The organism is Bacteroides ndongoniae (assembly GCF_900108345.1).
Lineage (GTDB): Bacteria > Bacteroidota > Bacteroidia > Bacteroidales > Bacteroidaceae > Bacteroides > Bacteroides ndongoniae.
On the sequence record NZ_FNVV01000014.1, the window covers coordinates 1,236,911 to 1,252,297 of the forward strand.

The following is a 15,387-nucleotide window of genomic DNA, read 5'->3' on the forward strand; positions in this document are numbered from 1 at the left end:
TATAACTACACGCTTCGCTTACGTAGTTGTGGGCTCTCCCGAGGGGATTAGGGTTTTACCCTAATAACCCACTCAGGGCGTTTCTCCCCTGAGAACCCAGAGCAAAGAGTGACCCTCTCTTTGCAATCTCCGCTTATGGGTTACACCCCTAAGAACCCTGTGCGGTTATGAGCGGACAACAGAAAATTTCACCAACAATCCAAATCAAATTTTAAGAATATGGCAACAAAATCAAGCATACATATCAAGCCCTGCAGAATTACATCAAGCGGGGCTCATAACCGAAGAGCAGCAGAGTATATGCGCAATATCGGCAAATCTCAAATCTACATCGTGCCCGAACTGACTTCCAATAACGAGCAGTGGATAAACCCCAGCTTCGGTAGTCCTGACCTGCAGGCGCACTATGAAAACATCAAACGGATGGTCAAGGAAAAGACCGGACGAGCGATGCAGGAAAAGGAGCGTGAACGCAAGGGAAAGAATGGGAAGATTATAAAAGTGGCTGGATGCTCACCAATCCGTGAGGGAGTATTACTCATCAGACCGGATACGACACTGGCAGACGTGCGTAAATTCGGTGAGGAATGCCAAAGACGCTGGGGTATCACACCGCTGCAAATCTTCCTGCACAAGGACGAGGGACACTGGCTTAGTGGACAACCCGAAGCCGGAGATAGGGAGAGTTTCCAAGTCGGTGAAAAGTGGTTCAAGCCGAATTACCATGCACATATCGTTTTCGACTGGATGAACCACGATACAGGTAAAAGCCGAAAGCTCAATGACGAGGATATGACGGAAATGCAGAGTTTGGCATCCGACATTCTCCTGATGGAGCGTGGGCAGTCAAAGGCTGTTACTGGCAAGGAGCATCTGGAGCGTAACGATTTCATCATTGAGAAGCAGAAAGCCGAACTGCAACGCATGGATGCTGCAAAACGGCACAAAGAAGAACAGATAGGTCTTGCTGAACAGGAACTGAAACAGGTGAAATCAGAAATACGCACCGACAAGCTAAAGAAAACAGCCACCAATGCAGCCACCGCCATAGCAAGCGGTGTCGGTTCTCTTTTCGGTAGTGGAAAGTTGAAAGATTTGGAACAAGCCAATGAAAAATTGCGTCAGGAAGTTGTCAAGCGTGATAAAGGTATTGATGCATTAAAAGCCAAGATGCAACAAATGCAGGAACAGCACGGCAAACAGATACGCAATCTTCAAGGAATACACAATCAAGAGCTTGAAGCCAAAGACAGGGAAATTTCCCGGCTTAACACCTTGCTTGAAAAGGCATTCAAGTGGTTTCCGATGCTTAAAGAGATGCTGAGAATGGAAAAATTGTGTGCTACCATCGGATTCACCAAAGAAATGATAGAGAGCCTCTTGACAAAGAAAGAAGCCATACAATGTAGTGGCAAAATTTATTCCGAAGAACACAGACATAAGTTTGATATCAAAAACGATGTTTTCAGGGTTGAGAAACATCCGATGGATAGCGGTAAGCTCATACTGACTATAAACAGGATACAGATGGGAGAATGGTTCAAAGAGCAGTTTGATAAATTACGGCAAAGTTTACGAAGACCAACAGAAGAGCCAAGAAAAAGCAGAGGATTCAAATTGTAATTGTTAAATCGCTCAAATTTAGAAGAGAGGAGTAATCAAATGCTATTTTGGTTGCTCCTTTTTCGTATCTTTATGGCATCACTTATAATACTGAATTATATGGATAAACAAATAAAATCAACAATTTGTGCCACATTAAACTGTAATATACAAACAGTTTGGAAAGTTGTAACATCCTTAAATGACTATTCATGGCGTAGTGATATTGTTTCTATTAGCTTTTCTGATAAAAGGCATTTTACTGAAAGAAATAGCGATGATATTATCACACATTTTATAGTCAGAGTGTTTGAGCCATATAGCCAATATTCATTTGATTTGGATAACAAAAACTTATATGGTACGTGGACTGGATATTTCAAGCAAGTTGATACAAAAACTGAAATTAAATTTATAGAAATGATTTCTGTAAAGAAATGGTGGTTATATCCATTTGCCAAATGGTATTTGAAAAAACAACAGAAACAATATGTATCAGATTTACAACGAAAGTGTGAACGCTATGAGTAATGCAATAAATTATAAAACTCGTCCTTTACGTCAAGAGGAAACGTTCTTATTAAGAGAATTCCTTTATGAAGCTATTTTCATCCCAAAAGGAATAGAAACTCCCTCAAAAGAGGTTATAAATGCACCTGAATTAAAATTATATATTGAAAACTTTGGAACAAAAAAGGATGATTTTTGTTTGGTCGCTGATTGTGCAGGAAAAGTAATTGGTGCTGTATGGGTACGGATTATGAATGATTACGGACATATAGACAACCAAACTCCCTCCCTTTCCATTTCTTTATATAAAGAATACCGTAATAAAGGTATTGGAAGTCATTTAATGAACGAAATGTTAGCATCCCTTAAAGATAAGGGATATAATCGTGTATCTCTTTCTGTACAAAAAGCCAACTATGCAGTTAATATGTATCTTAAGTTGGGATTCAAAATAATAAAAGAGACATTGGAGGAATTCTTAATGGTAAATGAATTGAATAAAAAAATGAGCAATTACCAACATTTTTTGTCAGGAGAATATTGTAACTATCTGGATGCAGAAGTGTTAGTGATGATAAATAGAACAAAAGGTTATTTGTCCGTGTTAAATGACATAAAAACAGCGGAAAATGAAAAAAAAGAAATCCTTTCCAAAATGTTAGGAAACATTGGAAATCATTCAAGCGTAGGACAAAACTTTACTTGTCAATGTGGTAAGCATATTTTTATTGGTGAACAAACTATTATTAATAAGAACTGTACGATGATGGATGAAAATCAGATTCATATTGGTGATAGAGTACTAGTTGCTCCAAACGTGCAGTTTTATACGGCTACTCATCCAATTAATTTTGATGAGAGATTTGTGGAAAATTGGAATGAAGATTCGGGGGAACTATTTTTCAGAACCAAAGCTTTACCAATCACCGTAGAAGATAATGCATGGATTGGCGGTGGTAGTATCATTCTTGCCGGAGTAACCATTGGAAAAGGTAGTGTAATTGGTGCAGGAAGTGTGGTTACAAAATCAATACCTGAGAATTGTCTTGCTGCTGGAAATCCATGTAAAGTGATTAGATGGTTAAGCCCCCAATATAGGCTTCTCCCACTCGAAGAAAAGGACATTCCCGAAATGCAGGAATTATTTCGCTCTACCGTGCTGAATGTTAATATCAGGCATTATACACAAGAAGAGGTAGAAGATTGGGCATCTTGTGGTGACAGTGTAGAGCATTTGAAAGAGCTTCTGTCACACAATCATTTTATAGGTGCTTTTGATGAGGCGGGCCGCATGGTTGGCTTTTCATCTATGAATAAAGACGGCTATCTGCATTCCATGTTCGTACACAAGGATTGGCAAGGCAAAGGTGTGGCCACACAACTTCTTTCTGAAGTTGAACGCATTGCCAAGCAATTGGAAGTTGCTGAAATAACATCCGAAGTAAGCCTGACAGCCAGACCGTTCTTTGAAAAGAAAGGATATGAAATAGTCAAAATACAGAAGTATAGGGCAAACAAACTGGAACTGACAAATTTTGTCATGCGCAAATTATTATAACCACTAGAACATGATTCCTTAAATGAATATAAAAACACCCGACTTTACATTCTTGGGTGTAAAATCGGGTGTTAACCTTGTAAGCCATTGATTTCCAATGTTTATTGCGGAGAGACAGGGATTCGAACCCCGGGTGCCTCGCAGCACAACGGTTTTCAAGACCGCCGCAATCGACCACTCTGCCACCTCTCCAATACTGTTTTGTTGTTTGCTTCTCTCTTAAAGCGCTGCAAAGGTACGGATATTTTTTAAATCTGCAAACTTTTTGGGCTTTTTTTCATGAATAAATCGTATTTTTGTCTCCAAATTAGGCTAAGCCAATGATATACCCACAGAATTTTGAACAGAAAATAGGTTTCGACCAGATACGCCAGCTGCTGAAAGAGAAGTGTTTAAGCACGCTGGGAGAAGAGAGAGTCACAGACATGGAGTTTTCCGACCGTTTTAATGAGGTAAAGGAAAAACTGGACCAGGTCAGCGAATTTGTCCGCATCCTCCAGGAAGAAGACAACTTTCCCGCACAATATTTTTTCGATGTACGGCCGTCGCTGAAACGTATTCGCGTAGAAGGCATGTACTTGGACGAACAGGAATTGTTCGACCTGCGCCGCTCGTTGGAAACCATCCGGGACATCGTACGCTTTCTGCAAGTGAAGAACGAGGATGAAGAAGAAGCCTCCCCCTACCCTTGCCTAAGCAGACTGGCAGGTGACATCACCGTATTCCCACAGCTGATAGCGAAAATCAATGGAATTCTGTCGCCCTACGGTAAGATAAAGGACAATGCCTCTACCGAACTGGCACGCATCCGGCGCGAACTGGCCAGCACCATGGGAAGCATCTCGCGGTCGCTGAACAGCATCTTGCGCAATGCGCAGTCGGAGGGCATCATTGATAAGGATGTCACGCCCACCATGCGCGACGGACGACTGGTAATTCCCGTTGTACCTGCTCTGAAACGAAAGATAAAAGGTATAGTACACGACGAATCGGCCAGCGGAAAGACGGTATTCATCGAACCGGCCGAAGTAGTGGAAGCCAACAACCGCATCCGTGAACTGGAAGGCGAAGAACGGCGCGAAATTATCCGCATACTGACGGAGTTCTCCAACCAGTTACGGCCTTCGATACCCGACGTACTACTGTCCTACGAGTTCCTGGCCGAGATCGACTTTATCCGTGCCAAAGCCTTGTTTGCCGAACAGACAGCAGCACTGAAGCCGGCACTCGAAAATAAACAGATCATAGACTGGACCATGGCTGTGCATCCGCTGTTGCAACTGTCGCTGGCCAAGCACGGCAAGAAAGTGGTGCCACTCGACATCGAACTGGACCAGCAACGGCGCATCCTCATCATCTCCGGCCCCAACGCAGGCGGAAAGTCGGTCTGCCTGAAGACAGTAGGTCTGCTGCAATACATGTTGCAGTGCGGACTGCTTATCCCGATGCACGAACGTAGCCATGCCGGTATCTTCAGTAGTATATTCATCGACATCGGCGACGAACAGTCCATCGAGGACGACTTAAGTACCTACTCTTCGCATCTGACCAATATGAAAATCATGATGAAGAACTGCAACGAACGCAGCCTCATCCTGATTGACGAGTTTGGCGGAGGAACCGAACCGCAGATAGGCGGTGCCATTGCCGAAGCCGTGCTGAAGCGTTTTAACCTGAAAAAGACGTTCGGCGTCATCACCACCCACTACCAGAACCTGAAGCACTTTGCCGAAAACCATGAAGGAGTGGTGAACGGTGCCATGCTGTACGACCGCCATCTGATGCAAGCCCTCTTCCAGTTGCAGATAGGCAACCCGGGCAGTTCGTTCGCGGTCGAGATAGCCCGAAAGATAGGTCTGCCGGAGGATGTCATTGCCGACGCCTCGGAGATAGTGGGCAGCGAGTACATCCAGAGCGACAAATACCTGCAAGACATTGTGCGCGACAAACGTTATTGGGAAACCAAGCGACAGAACATCCGCCAGCGCGAAAAGCAGATGGAAGAAACCATTGCCCGCTATCAGGCCGAGATGGAAGAGTTGCAGAAGTCGCGCAAGGAGATTCTGCGCAAAGCCAAGGAAGAAGCCGAACAACTGATGCAGGAAGCCAACGCCCGCATCGAGAACACCATACGTACCATCAAGGAGACGCAGGCCGAGAAAGAGAAAACCCGCCAGGCGCGGCAGGAACTGACCGACTTCAAGGAGTCGCTGGAAGCACTGGCCAACAAGGAGCAGGAAGAAAAGATTGCCCGCAAGATGGAAAAGCTGAAGGAGAAGCAGAACCGGAAAAAGGAAAAGAAGAACCGCGATGCCAACGCCGCCACCCTGTCGGCCGAAGAGCAGGCTGCACGCCAGGCACGTCTGGAAGCCGAACGTCTGGCAGCCATCGTACCGGGAGCAGCCGTCAGGATAAAAGGTCAGACCACCGTAGGCGAAGTGATGGAAGTGAATGGCAAGAATGCCACTGTGGCTTTTGGCAGCATCAAGACTACCGTACGCATAGACCGCCTGGAGCGGACCAACGCCCAGCCGCGTCAGGCCGACGTGTCGACCAAAAGCACCTTCATCAGTAGCCAGACTCAGGACAGTATGTACGAAAAGAAACTGCACTTCAAGCAAGACATCGACGTGCGCGGCATGAGGGGCGACGAAGCCTTGCAGGCCGTTACCTATTTCATCGACGATGCCATACTGGTAGGTGTCTCGCGCGTACGTATCCTGCACGGCACGGGCACAGGCATCCTGCGCACCCTGATACGCCAGTACCTGCAAACCGTACCCGGTGTCCGCCACTTTCAGGACGAGCACGTACAGTTTGGCGGAGCCGGCATAACAGTAGTAGACCTGTAATACATATATATATAGAACAAACGTAACCCTAACATATACTTATGAAATCGATCAAAGAACTCTATCGCATCGGAACAGGCCCGTCGAGCAGTCACACCATGGGACCGCGCAAGGCCGCCGAAATCTTTCTGCAACGGCATCCCGAAGCCGCTGCGTTCAAGGTGACCCTGTACGGCAGCTTGGCCGCAACGGGTAAGGGACACATGACCAACGTGGCCATCACCGAAACTCTGCAACCGGCCGCACCGGTAGAAATTATCTGGGAACCGAAAGTATTCCTCCCCTTCCACCCCAACGGAATGAAGTTCGTATCGGTGGATGCTGAAGGCAAAGAGACCGACTCGTGGACGGTGTTCAGCGTAGGCGGAGGCGCACTGGCCGAAGAGAAAGACGGCAGTACATCGGTCAACACTCCCGACGTCTACGAAATGAACCACCTGACCGAGATACTGCACTGGTGCGAACGTACCGGAAAAAGCTACTGGGAATACGTAAAAGAATGCGAGGAAAGCGACATCTGGGACTACCTGGCCGAGGTATGGACTACGATGAAAGATGCCATCCGCCGCGGACTGGACAACGAAGGCGTACTGCCCGGTCCGCTGAACCTGCGCCGCAAAGCCTCAACCTACTTCATTCGAGCCAGCGGATATAAGGCATCTCTACAGTCGCGCGGACTGGTATTTGCCTATGCCCTTGCCGTAAGCGAAGAGAACGCTGCCGGAGGCACCATCGTAACGGCTCCCACCTGCGGCTCGTGCGGTGTGGTACCCGCTGTGCTCTACCACTTGCAGAAGAGCCGCGAGTTCAGCGACATCCGCATCCTGCGCGCGTTGGCCACAGCCGGCCTCATCGGCAACATTGTGAAACAGAATGCCTCCATCTCGGGTGCCGAAGCCGGATGCCAGGCCGAAGTAGGAACCGCCTGCTCGATGGCATCGGCAGCCGCCAACCAACTGTTCGGAGGAAGCCCCGCCCAAATAGAGTATGCTGCCGAAATGGGACTGGAACACCACCTGGGCATGACGTGCGACCCCGTGTGCGGACTGGTTCAGATTCCTTGCATCGAGCGCAATGCCTATGCCGCCGCCCGTGCGTTGGACGCCAATCTCTACTCATCGTTCACCGACGGTATGCACCGCGTTTCGTTCGACAAGGTAGTCGACGTAATGAAGCAAACGGGCAACGACCTGCCTTCACTCTACAAGGAAACCAGCGAAGGCGGACTGGCCAAGGATTACCGTCCGATGTAAACCCACGACAGACAGGTAGTTCGGCCCCTTCCCAACGGGAGTCCGCCTGCCAGAAATAAGACTTGTCGCCGACAACAACCAGTGTACAACTTACTGCATCCTGCTTGCAGCTTCACTGCAAACGGGGATGCAGTGACACTGCAAAGCCGTGTACAGTCGCACTGCAAACAAGGATGCAGTAACGCTGCAACCTGTGTGCAGTAACGCTGCAACCTGCGTGCAGTAACTGTGCAACCTGCATGCAGCGACAGTGCAACGTGTATGCAGTAACCGCAACCCGTAAGCTTGGCGAAACAAAGGCTTGCCGACAGACAATATAACAAAAAGGGTGTGTCAAATCAAGAGACACACCCTCACACATCGATGGCCGGTATTACCATCAGTCGTCAATATCGATCAGCTGACCTTTCTTGTTGAATTTCAGAGGAAGTCCGTTGCTCAATCCCACTTCCACTTCGCCGCGGTCGCGTTCAATCTTATTGCAGGTTACGCCCGGATACTGTGTTCCGATAAACGTCTTGGCATACGAAGGAACCAACGCTTCCGGCAAAACACCCCGTTTGCAGTCTACTTCTTCCCAACTGCCCTTACCGTCGAATTCTATCTTGGTACGGTCGGTCATCACTACTTCATAAGTCTTCGAAAACAGCTCGCTTTCCACCTTGATATACGAAACTTTTCTGTCGCCGAAATACTGTTTGATGAAAGTCTGGGCCGCAGCCGGAAGATCCTTCGGGTTCATGGTTATCACGTCACTGGCTACAGAGAATTGGATTGTCAGAAGAGCCATCACTAAGAATGCAAAAATCTTTTTCATACGCTTTGTTTTTTAATGTAGGGTTAAATACTTGTTTTACTAATTTTGATACTGCAAAGAAAGTATACGATTTAGGAAAGAATTGGGAAAAACAGAACACTTTCTGTCCTTTTACACTATTTAACCAACGAAAAGACATGCAAACCTTCTTCCCAACGATACGTCAGCCGAAGCGAACTGTTCGAAGCAATGGCCTGACTGATGGCAAGGCCCAATCCGTTCGACTCCTTCTTGCGATCCACGCTGTGGGCAAAGCGGCGGAATAAAGTATCGGCATTCAATGGGACTGTACCAGTGTTCTTTATTACAAGTGACGAAGGCGTCGTTTCGACCACCAGCCGACCACCGTCTACGTTGTGCAGCAGTGCGTTCTTCACCAGATTGCTCACCAGAATATGTGCCAGCGAGGCATTACAGCGAACGATAAAAGGACTCTCCCCTTTCACCCGCTCCAACACAATCTGCTTATGCTCATAGATGTCCATCAGGTCGGGAAGTAACTCGTCCAGAAGGTCGTCTACCGACACGTCTTCCGTCTCGGCATACTGGCCGTTCTCGATGCGCGACAGTAGCAGCAATGCCTTGTTCAACTTCACGGCACGCCCCAGTGTTGAGTAAATCGCGTCGAGTTCCTTCAGCTGTTCTTCGTTCATGCCTTCACTTTCGGCCAGCAGTTCCAGCTTGCCGCGGGCAATGGCCAACGGAGTCTGCAGTTCGTGCGACGCATTTTCGATGAACTGTTTCTGTTCCTCGTAGGCCTTGTGGCTGCGCGAAGCCATGTCGAAAGCAGCATTGCCCAGTAGGCGGAACTCGCGTATGCCGGTCTCGTTCTCCAGCGGAGGAACCTCACCACCGGGTTGCAGGCGTTGCAACCAGTCCATCAGACGGTTCATCGGTTTGAATATTTTCTGCAGGATGAGGCGGGTACCAATCGTAGTGCAGCACAGGAAGAGGGCAAACAACGCCAGCAGATACCACAGCATGGCATTGACCATGTCGTCGCGTTCGAGGGTCGAAATCATCAGTTCCAGTTCATAGAACTGTCCGTCGGGCATTCGGAAAGCAGTACGGTAGACGCGCACAGGTTCGTCCTCGTTCTCGCTTTCCACATAGACAAACGAATCGTAGAACATGTCGCGATAGTGCTCACCTTCCTTCACCGAGATAGGACGAAAATAATAGAAAGACATCAGATTATCGCCCTCGGTCTGAAGAGTGGCAGGGTCGTACAGGGCATTGTTGATGATAATCTGGGCATAGTTCTCCAGGGTGTCGTCGGTCTCGTCCATCACCTCGTAAATAATGGTATAATAGAACAACACACCCCACACAGCCATCAGCCCCAGCAGCCAGAGCGACAGCTTGCGATAGGTATAGTGCAGCAGCTTCATACTTCCGACAGTTTATATCCGAAGCCGTAAACAGCTTTCAGTTCCACCGTGGCGCCAGCCTGCTTCAGCTTCTTGCGCAGATTCTTCACCTGCGAATAGATAAAGTCCAGCGAGTCGGCCTGATCGATATTGTCACCCCACACCGATTCAGCCAGGCTCATCTTGTTGATGACGCGGTTGGGATTGACCACGAAGTAGTAGAGCAAATCGAATTCTTTCCGGTTCAGTTGCAGGGCAACACCCTCAACCGTAGCCTGACGCTTGTCGGGATAAAGCAACAGATTGCCTATCGACACACTGGTATCGCCATTGTTCTGCCGCCGGCGTATCAGCGACTTGATGCGTGCGTTCAGTTCGGCCAGATGGAAAGGTTTGGTCAGATAGTCGTCAGCTCCCAGCTCCAGCCCGTCTACTTTGTCGTCGAGCGAATCCTTGGCCGAGATAATAAGTACACTGTCGCTGCGGCGCAGGCGTTTCAGCTCGCGAAGCAGGTCAAGGCCGCTACCGCCGGGCAGCATAATGTCCAGCAGGATGCAGTCGTAGTCGTAATCATTGATTTTGTCGAGTGCCGAGTAGTAGTCGGCAGCAGTCTCTACGACAAACTTTTCTTTCAGGAGCGAGGCACGGATGGTTTCGCGCAAGTCCTGTTCGTCTTCAACAATCAGTATTTTCATGGCCACAAAGGAAATTCACAATTCTGGAATCTTTTAGGAATTACTGTGCATCTTCATCCTGATACAAATCCTCCAACAGTTCCTCCTGTACCATCGACACCTTCCCGTCGGGAGTTACCGTAATCCTCAAAGGAATATAAAGATCGGTTTGCGGATAGCAGACACTGGCTGCATAAATGAACCCCTGAGAAGTAGTCTGATCGAACACCAGCCCTTCGAGAATGGAGTTCTTCAGGAACTTTGCATCGACCAGCGAGGCAAAGGTCTCTTTGGTGAATTCCTTGTCGAGCACCGTGCGTTCGCCACAGGTAAGGCGCAGCCTGATGCGATTGTCTACAAACTTCTCGCCCTGCTCGTTGACAACCAGCGGAAGGCTTTCGTCGGGCTGACGCTTGACGACCGAAACGTACTTCTTCCCCCGATAATCAATCGGAGTCTTTATATCGGACACTTGCATGCGCTGCGGTCCTTTTGCATCCAGACTATCCTGGGTAAGTACCTGTAAATCGTCGGCCTTGTCTTTCTTGGAAGACGAACAGGCAGCCAGTAAGCCAATCGCAACCCATGCAAACAAATAGAGGAATCTCTTCATTTTCTTTTCTTAATTTATATCGCTTGACCCCGCAAAGATAGTGAAAGTCGAATGCAAAAAAATAAGCTTGCTTAATTTTTTTGCTGAGACGCATCCTATCTTATCTAAAGATAGTGAAAGGTGAGCGCAGAGACAAATGAAAACCAAAGTTTTCAAATTTGGCTATGCCGAACCGTATCCTACGGTTATCTAAAGATATGAAAAGTGAGCGCAGAGCAAAATCCCAAACAAAAAAGGAATGCAAACCAGACAAGCCACGTTTTCTTCCGGCTTGCCCAGTTCACATTCCTCCTGTCAAACAACTAACTTTTAGAAAGTAACAGGCATCAGAACTTTACCGTCACCTTCTTACCCTTATAATCAACTACCTTTTCTTTTCCGTCCGGAGTGCGAACCGTAAACTTGCGTTCAGCCAGCATTCCTTCGTAAGCACCCTTGCGTGCACCAATGGTCAGGGTGCGTTTGGCATCGTTCCAAGTCATAGGAATCTCGGTGTAAGCACCCGACTCGTAATTGTAATTGTCGCCTTCGTCTTCGTAAAGAACAAAGTCACCATTAGCACCCGGATAGACACGTACTACCAGATTATCCCATTTCTTCTCGCCAGTATATTGCACATCAGGACCTATAGGAACAATGCTTCCGGCACGTACAAAGAGAGGAATACGGCCAAGAGTTGTCTTGATTTTCAGGTTCTGGCCACCTTCCGAGAAGTCGTTGGTCCAGTAATCGTACCATCCGCATCCGGCAGGCAAGTAAACCTCCATCTCCTTGGATTGAGTAAAGTCGGCATTCAGGACGGGAGTTCCCTTACCTTTGTTTCCTTGTCCCCAGCCTTCATTCTCTTTCAGCTGTTTCTGCTTCTGTTCGGGAGTGTACTGGGCATGCAGAACCGGTGCTACCAGCAGCGACTTACCAAACATATATTCATTACCGATGTTCCAGGTCTTCTTGTCGTTCAGGAAGTCCATGAAGAGCGCACGCATGAAAGTTGACTGACGATGGCTGACTTCCCATGCTGTAGAATACAGATAGGGCAACAGCGAATAACGCAGTTTCACGGCATCGACCAACGCATCGTAAACCGGCTCGCCGGCCTTGCCATACCAGTAAAACTCACGAGACACGTCGGCACCATGGCTACGCATCATCGGACAGAAAGCTCCGAACTGTACCCAACGGACATACAATTCCTGATACATAGGATTCTTTGTTGCACTGTTGTCGCCAAAACTTGCATTGTACGAACCGGCAAAGAAACCGCCCAAGTCGGAATTCCAGTGCGGCATACCAGTCAGCGAGAAGTTCAGTCCGGCAGTCACCTGACGGCGGAACATATCCCACGACGACTGAACATCGCCCGACCATACATTAGAACCATAACGCTGTTGTCCCAGGAAGCCCGAACGGGTCAGGATAATCACACGTTTGTCTTTGGTTACTTCGCGTTGGTGATCAGAAACACCACCTACCGTCATCAACGGATAGGCATTGCGTACACTGCGGTAAGAGCCCAGATAAGTCTGACGGTCAAAGTCGCTGTCCTTATGGTTGAAGTGGTCAGGTTCAGTAGAATCCATCCACCAGCCATCCATACCCAACTGGAAGATACCTTTGTTCAGATGATCCCAATAAATGTCGCGAGCCTTCGGACTGTAAGCATCGTATACACGTACGCCCGACGGATATTCTGGATTGGGCGGCCAGCCTTCTACTCCGGATTGCGGCCATGTCTCAATGTCGAACAGCAAGCCTTCCTTATCCAATGCACGGTAAGGTTTCGTGGCCGGTCCGAAAGAAGACCAGATAGAAATCATCATGTGTGCATTCAGCGCATGTACATCGTCAATCATCTGCTTCGGACGGCTGAAAGTCGGATTCTGGAAGTCCATGGCGTTCCACAGATAATTGTGTCCCCAATATTGCCAGTCCTGAATAATACAGTCCAAAGGAATGCCCAGTTCGCGGTACTTCTTTACTACTCCTACTGTTTCTTCCTGGCTTTTATAGCGTTCCTTGCTCTGCATGAAACCGTAGCTCCACAACGGCATCATGGGCACTTCGCCTGTCAGCGCACGTACCTGTGCAATAACACCGTCGGCCGAACCTCCGTACATGAAATAGTAATCAATGCATTCGCCTACTTCCGAACGGAAAGAAGTTTCCTTTTCGTTATCGGTATAGGTAGTAGCTGAATAATTGTCCCAGAATACGCCATAGCCTTTGGTCGACTGGAAAATGGGAGATACATCTTCCACATTGCCCTGTACCAGTACTTTGGTCATATTGCGCTGCATCATCTGACCGTTCTGCAACTGTCCGAGACCGTAGAGGCCTTCTTCTTTATCTACCGTAAAGCCCTGATACACGGAGTAAGTGGACTTTCCTGCATCGTTGAAGGGAGTAAAAGCCTTGTTGTTCTCCTGCTCCTTCAGCAACAGACTACCGTCTGTCTTTGCATACGACAATACACCCGTCTTCGTATCAAGCGTCACCACCAGCACGGGACTCTTCATGACAATCTCGCCATTGCCCGATGTAGACACTTTTACGTCCGACTTCTCTGGAAGAGCAATCACCGAAAGACTCTTCTTTTCTACCGTCTTGCCCTGCGGAGTCTTCAACACCCGCAAGCTGTTGGGATTGAACCACTGTACTTCCACATCCACCTGCTTGCCGGAAATGGAAGTCTTGATTCCGTTTTCTGTCTGCTGATAGGTTTGCGCCCAGCTCCAGGCTGCACACAGACAGAAAGCCATTGTTGCAATGTTTCGCTTCATATTTTTACCTTATTTATATATTACTTAATTTCCCACCAATCCAACATAAAGAGGTTACCTTTCTGCATGGGTGAACCTTTGAATACGAAATACAGGTCGTGTACGCCTTGCACACTCTTCAGCTTAGTCTCGAATTCGCGCAATTCGCCCTTGGTATGGTCAATCTTTACAGTACCGATACAAGTACCTTCCTTGGAGTCAAGACGTATTTCCATAAAGCCGCCATAAAGATGGCAGGAAGCTGAAACCTTAAACGAAGAAGCACCTTTCTTGAAATCAACACCTTTCACCATCAGATATTCGCCTTCGTCAATGTCGGTCACCAGCTGATTCCAATGATCGCGTGCCCAAGGATTCTTTTGAGTAGTTTTCAGGCCATATCCCCATGCCATGGTTTCAGCCTCAACCTTCCGATAAGGATTGAAGTTTTCTATCTGTTCCAGCTTACAATCCTGGAAGTAAGGCAATTCCTTGATTGTACCATCGGCATTATATTCCATTTCGGCTGCCGACACCGAACGACGCTCGGCATGACGGCTGGTCTGGAAACGGAAGATGTCGTAGTTCTGACCAAAGCAATAGGATTTGCCCTTGTAATCAATAATACCGGGGTGATTGCCACGAGTACGAGGCGTATGATCCATGATGTGACCCTTATACTCCCACGGACCTGTAGGACTGTCGCTCATGGCATAACCAATACCTTCGGGACAGCAGGTGGAAGCAAAAGCCAGGTAATAATGTCCGTTGCGCTTGTAGAACCAGGGGCCTTCCTGATAGTCTTGTATCTTCGGAAGTTTCACAATGTCGCCCGAATAAGAAATCATATCCTCGTTGAGCTTTACATAATACGTATTAGGATTTCCCCAGTACATATAAGCCTGACCGTCATCATCGACAAATACACTCGGGTCGATATCGTCCCAATGTTCCTTCTGCCAAACCAGTGGTTTTCCAATAGGATCTTTGAACGGTCCGTAAGGAGAATCGCTCACCAATACGCCGATACCATGACCGTGAATCGGGCAATACATGTACCACTTTCCGTTACGGTGTACCACGCTGATAGCCCAAGCGCCGTTATCGCCTTTATACCACTTATTAAAATCCCGCAATGAAGCAACCGGACCACGATCCTGCCAATTCACCATATCGGTCGAAGTATAGAGCAGCCAGTTCTGCATCTTAAAGCCTTCGGCATCGTCCTCGTCGTGGCTTGTGTAAAGATAAATCGTATCATTATAAACCAGCGGTGCTGGGTCGGCCGTATATTTAGTCTGAATAATGGGCATATTCAATTTGGGCCACTCACTATTGGCATTTTGTGCCATCATCAACCCGGACACACCTAAAAGCAG

General features: G+C 47.9%; 10 protein-coding genes, 1 tRNA gene and 3 pseudogenes. 7 read left to right on the forward strand and 7 right to left on the reverse strand.

Annotated features, from left to right (window positions below; genetic code table 11):
* Window positions 1-219 precede the first annotated feature (219 nt).
* From BQ5591_RS15975 to BQ5591_RS22230, 5 genes and pseudogenes are all read left to right on the forward strand, one after another.
* Window positions 220-1,623 (forward strand): mobilization protein, encoded by a 1,404-nt coding sequence (locus BQ5591_RS15975; RefSeq protein WP_071150073.1) that lies wholly within the window; start codon window positions 220-222, stop codon window positions 1,621-1,623.
* Window positions 1,624-1,722: 99 nt separating this feature from the next.
* The gene (locus tag BQ5591_RS15980; RefSeq protein WP_071150780.1) at window positions 1,723-2,133 is read left to right on the forward strand and encodes a hypothetical protein; all 411 of its coding nucleotides are present in this window, start codon (window positions 1,723-1,725) and stop codon (window positions 2,131-2,133) included.
* Window positions 2,126-2,524 (forward strand): annotated as a pseudogene (locus BQ5591_RS22220) (GNAT family N-acetyltransferase); the annotation flags it as partial. The gene BQ5591_RS15980 and the pseudogene BQ5591_RS22220, both read left to right, overlap by 8 nt.
* Before the next feature lie 93 nt (window positions 2,525-2,617).
* A pseudogene (locus BQ5591_RS22225) lies at window positions 2,618-3,190 on the forward strand (sugar O-acetyltransferase); the annotation flags it as partial.
* A gap of 108 nt (window positions 3,191-3,298) precedes the next feature.
* A pseudogene (locus tag BQ5591_RS22230) lies at window positions 3,299-3,670 on the forward strand (GNAT family N-acetyltransferase); the annotation flags it as partial.
* A 107-nt stretch (window positions 3,671-3,777) separates the two neighbouring features.
* Here BQ5591_RS22230 and BQ5591_RS15995 read toward each other — a convergent pair.
* Window positions 3,778-3,862: transfer RNA gene (locus BQ5591_RS15995), tRNA-Ser, on the reverse strand.
* Window positions 3,863-3,990: 128 nt separating this feature from the next.
* Between BQ5591_RS15995 and BQ5591_RS16000 the strand changes: the two genes are divergently transcribed.
* A complete protein-coding gene (locus tag BQ5591_RS16000) occupies window positions 3,991-6,522 on the forward strand; it encodes an endonuclease MutS2 (protein ID WP_022161610.1) in 2,532 nt (843 codons plus the stop codon).
* Window positions 6,523-6,563: 41 nt separating this feature from the next.
* On the forward strand, window positions 6,564-7,775 hold the full coding sequence (locus tag BQ5591_RS16005) for an L-serine ammonia-lyase (protein ID WP_071150074.1): 1,212 nt from the start codon (window positions 6,564-6,566) through the stop codon (window positions 7,773-7,775).
* 379 nt (window positions 7,776-8,154) lie between these two features.
* Here BQ5591_RS16005 and BQ5591_RS16010 read toward each other — a convergent pair whose 3' ends face one another.
* The 6 genes from BQ5591_RS16010 to BQ5591_RS16035 all read right to left on the reverse strand — a co-directional run bounded on the left by BQ5591_RS16010 (window position 8,155) and on the right by BQ5591_RS16035 (window position 15,363).
* The gene (locus BQ5591_RS16010) at window positions 8,155-8,592 is read right to left on the reverse strand and encodes a PepSY-like domain-containing protein (RefSeq protein WP_071150075.1); all 438 of its coding nucleotides are present in this window, start codon (window positions 8,590-8,592) and stop codon (window positions 8,155-8,157) included.
* A gap of 116 nt (window positions 8,593-8,708) precedes the next feature.
* Window positions 8,709-9,983, reverse strand: a complete 1,275-nt coding sequence (locus tag BQ5591_RS16015; RefSeq protein WP_071150076.1) for a sensor histidine kinase — start codon at window positions 9,981-9,983, stop codon at window positions 8,709-8,711.
* Window positions 9,980-10,657 carry a response regulator transcription factor gene (locus BQ5591_RS16020; protein WP_022162572.1) on the reverse strand — a complete coding sequence of 226 codons (678 nt, stop codon included), beginning with the start codon at window positions 10,655-10,657 and terminating at the stop codon, window positions 9,980-9,982. Before BQ5591_RS16020 ends, BQ5591_RS16015 begins: the two co-directional genes overlap by 4 nt.
* Window positions 10,658-10,697: 40 nt before the next feature.
* Window positions 10,698-11,249, reverse strand: coding sequence for a DUF4738 domain-containing protein (locus BQ5591_RS16025; protein WP_022162573.1), 552 nt, complete (start codon window positions 11,247-11,249; stop codon window positions 10,698-10,700).
* A gap of 326 nt (window positions 11,250-11,575) precedes the next feature.
* Entirely contained in the window at window positions 11,576-14,029 is a 2,454-nt protein-coding gene (locus BQ5591_RS16030) for a glycoside hydrolase family 31 protein (protein ID WP_071150077.1), read from the reverse strand.
* A gap of 20 nt (window positions 14,030-14,049) precedes the next feature.
* Window positions 14,050-15,363, reverse strand: a complete 1,314-nt coding sequence (locus tag BQ5591_RS16035; protein ID WP_071150782.1) for a glycoside hydrolase family 43 protein — start codon at window positions 15,361-15,363, stop codon at window positions 14,050-14,052.
* Window positions 15,364-15,387 lie beyond the last annotated feature (24 nt).